This window comes from Promineifilum sp. (SeqCode) (genome assembly GCF_041918635.1).
Classification (GTDB): domain Bacteria; phylum Chloroflexota; class Anaerolineae; order Promineifilales; family Promineifilaceae; genus Promineifilum.
Map to the genome: position 1 here is coordinate 1 of NZ_JAYRVJ010000304.1, position 3,330 is coordinate 3,330.

The window sequence follows — 3,330 nt, forward strand, 5'->3', positions numbered from 1 at the left end:
ATGTCCAGCGCCCACACCTGCCGGACGGCTCCCCGCTCCAGCAGTTCCGCCCCGTGCAGTTCGCCCGCCAGGGCGACGGCGCGGTCGCGCTCGCCGGTATTGAGCCAGGCGCTCGTCCAGGGGCGGGGTTGGGCGGCCGGAGTCAGGTACTCGGCGCTGACCGTCGTGCCGATGTTGCCGGTGAACCACTCGTACTGGGCCAGCCGCTCGGCGGTCACGTCGGCGTCGGTCAGGATGAGGTGGTCGACGCGCAGGCCGAGCAGCCCGCCGGCGATCAGGACGAGACTGCCCAGCCCGGCGACCAGCGGCGCGGCCGGCCGGCCCGGCAGCCGCGCCAGCCCGCCCGTCAGCAGCGCCAGAAAGAACGACGCCACAGACAGGAAGCGCCACGGAAACTGTGTGAACGACAGCAGCGGCAGGTGTTCCCACAGGAAGCGGGAGAGAGGGGTGATCATGAAGAGGGCAATAAGCGCGCCCACGAGTATATACCACAGGTGAAGCGACGGCCGACCGCCGACCACCGACCGCCGATAACTGATGAAAAGCGTGACTGCCCCGCCGATGGCGAGGCCCATTTGCGCTAGACCGAGACGAAAAGCAATGCCACCATCGGGATTGTAATCGAAGAGAAGTCTTCCCTGTACTAGGTCGAGGCCGCGGAAGTGGTTGCTGTAGTGGAAGTACCCCTCCGTCACCGGCCCCAACTGCGCCAACGCCTGCTCGGCCAGGGCGGGGATGAAGAACCAGGCGGAGAGGGCGAAGGCGAGCGCTAGCGCGAGGAGGAGCAGGGGCGCGGGGGAGCGGGGGAGCGGGGGAGAACGTTCTTCTCTCCCCTGCTCCCCCGCTCCCCTGCTCCCCCGCTGCCAAAGACGCATTCCCAGATACAACAACAGAAACGGCGAGAAGATGAGCGCCGAGATATTGTGACTGAGGATGAGGCCGGCATAGGCCAGGGCGAAGAGGGCCAGTGGGCGCGCGACGCGGCGGCCTGAGACCCGTCGTCCGTCCGCCGTCAGCGGTCGGCCGTCGCCCAGCAACCCATCGGCGGCCAGCAAGACCAGCGGGTAGAACGCCATCGCCCAAAACTCGGCCAGCGAGTCGCCGCGGACGTAGACGTTGACCAGGTGGAACGGGGCGACGGTGTAGGCGACGGCGGCCAGCAGTCCAGCCCAGGGCGATACCAGCCAGCGCCGCCCCAGGTGGAATGCGCCCAGCCCGGCCACGACGAAGCCGGCCAGTTGCGCCAGGTGAATAGCGCGCACGAAGCTGAAGCCGGCGAAGCGAAAGACGGCGGCGACGTAGATGGAGAGGGGCGCGTAGTAGTTGTAGAACGGGTAGCCGTAGCCGTAGTTGGCGTCGGGCATCCAGCGGACGGGGAAGTGCCCATCGGCCAGCGCCGTCGTCAGTTGGTGCAGGCGTTGCAGTAGGAAGGGACTGTCGCCGCCGCCGCGCGTGTTGAGCAGCCCCGGCTGTGACAGCGCCGGCCACGCCGCCAGGCAGGCGACCAACACCACGACTACCGGAAAGAGCCACGCCCACCGTTCGTAGTAACCGAATTCATTCGGTTTCCCCTTCCCGGCGTCGCCTTTACTCACTCAGTTTCGTCTCCCACCTGATCAATGCCTGAAGAGCGACACAGAGTTCCGCAGAGAGCGGACACAGAGTTCCACAGAGGAAGAACACCTCTTTCTCTGTGTCTCTCCGTGTACTCTCTGTGTCCCTCTGTGTTCCTCTTTTCTTCATCTGCGTAATCTGTGGATTACTCTTTGCGCATCGCCGCCAGCAGCCGGCCGAACACGGCCCGATTGACCCCACGTGGCAAAAAGCGCGTGGCGAAGATGCCGCCGCGATAGAACCAGCCCGGCACGGCCACGTCCGCCCGCCCCAGCCGCCCCAGCGCGTGGGCCACCACGTCCGCGGCCTCCATGCCCATAAAGTCGTCGATGCCGGCCACGTCCTGGAATTCGGTGCGCGTCGTGCCGGGGGCCAGCGTCAGCACATCTACGCCGTCGGCGCGCAGTTCGGCGGCCAGTCCCTCGCCCAGCAGCAGGTCGAACGCCTTGGTGGCCGCGTAGAGACTCCACTGCGGCGTGGCGACGAAGCCGGTGACGGAGCTCACGAACACAACCCCGCCGCGCCGCCGCGCCCGCATGGCCGGGCCGAACTCGCGGGTCAGCGCCATCGGCGCGCGGCAGTTGAGGTTCAACAGGCGCGCCATGTCGTCGCGATCCATGTCGAGGAAGGGGCCGGTCAGGCTGAAGCCGGCGCTATTGACCAGCAGGCCGACCTCCAGGCCGGCCGCGGCGGCGCGAATGGAGTCGAGGAAGCCGTCGAAGCACAGGTCAACGGGGACGGGGCGCGCCGCGACACCCAGCCCTGTCAACTCCTCGGCCAGCTCGGCCAGCCGCTCCGCCCTTCGGGCGACAAGCAGCACGTTCAGCCCGCGCGCCGCGAGTTGCCGGGCGAACTCCCGGCCGATGCCCGACGACGCGCCGGTGACCAGCGCCCAAGGCCCATACCGCGCGATAAACGACTCGCTCACTTGCGTTACTCTGCCTGAGTTGAAGGATTAAGAACCTCAGGCAAAGATCGCGAAGGGCGCAAAGAACGCCAAGTAAAACTTATCTTTGCGTCCTTGGCGCACTTAGCGATCTTTGCGTGAGGTTCCGAGAATCTGCGGATTCCTCCTCTTATACCCCAGCGGCCTCGAAGGCGTCGTCGATGATCGTCCCCGCCTCGGCCTGAATTTGCCGCAAATGGTCGAGTCCCTTGAAGCTCTCGGCATAGACCTTGTAGATGTTCTCCGTGCCGCTGGGACGGGCGGCGAACCAGCCGTTCTCGGTCACGACCTTCAGCCCGCCGATGGGCGCGTTGTTGGCCGGGGCGCGCGTCAGCTTGGCCGTGATCGGCTCGCCGGCCAGGGTGTCGGCGCGCACCAGGTCGGGCGATAGGTCGCTCAGCACTGCCTTGCGCTCAGGCGTCACCGGCGTATCGGCGCGCTGGTAGACCGGGTCGCCGAACTGCTCCGTCAAAGCGCGGTAATGCTCGGCCGGGTCGCGACCGGTGCGGGCCATAATCTCGGTTGCCAGGAGATCCATAATGAAGCCGTCTTTGTCCGTCGTCCAGACGGAGCCGTCGCGCCGCAGAAAGGACGCGCCGGCGCTCTCCTCGCCGCCGAAGCCGTAGTCGCCGCTCAGCAGCCCATCGACGAAGTACTTGAAGCCGACCGGCACCTCGGCCAGCCGCCGGCCGAGATGGGCCGTCACGCGGTCGATCATCGAGCTGGAGACGAGGGTCTTGCCCACGGCCGCGTCGGCGCGCCACGCCGGC

2 protein-coding genes and 1 pseudogene are annotated in these 3,330 nt (G+C 67.0%); all 3 read right to left on the minus strand.

The window, feature by feature from the left end; genetic code table 11:
* The coding region (locus tag ACE3UY_RS09825; protein ID WP_374687362.1) for a hypothetical protein at positions 1–1,595 on the minus strand (1,595 nt) is incomplete at its 3' end.
* A gap of 164 nt (positions 1,596–1,759) precedes the next feature.
* The gene (locus tag ACE3UY_RS09830) at positions 1,760–2,542 is read right to left on the minus strand and encodes an SDR family NAD(P)-dependent oxidoreductase (protein WP_374687363.1); all 783 of its coding nucleotides are present in this window, start codon (positions 2,540–2,542) and stop codon (positions 1,760–1,762) included.
* A 148-nt stretch (positions 2,543–2,690) separates the two neighbouring features.
* Positions 2,691–3,330 (minus strand): annotated as a pseudogene (locus tag ACE3UY_RS09835) (phosphoglucomutase, alpha-D-glucose phosphate-specific); the annotation flags it as partial.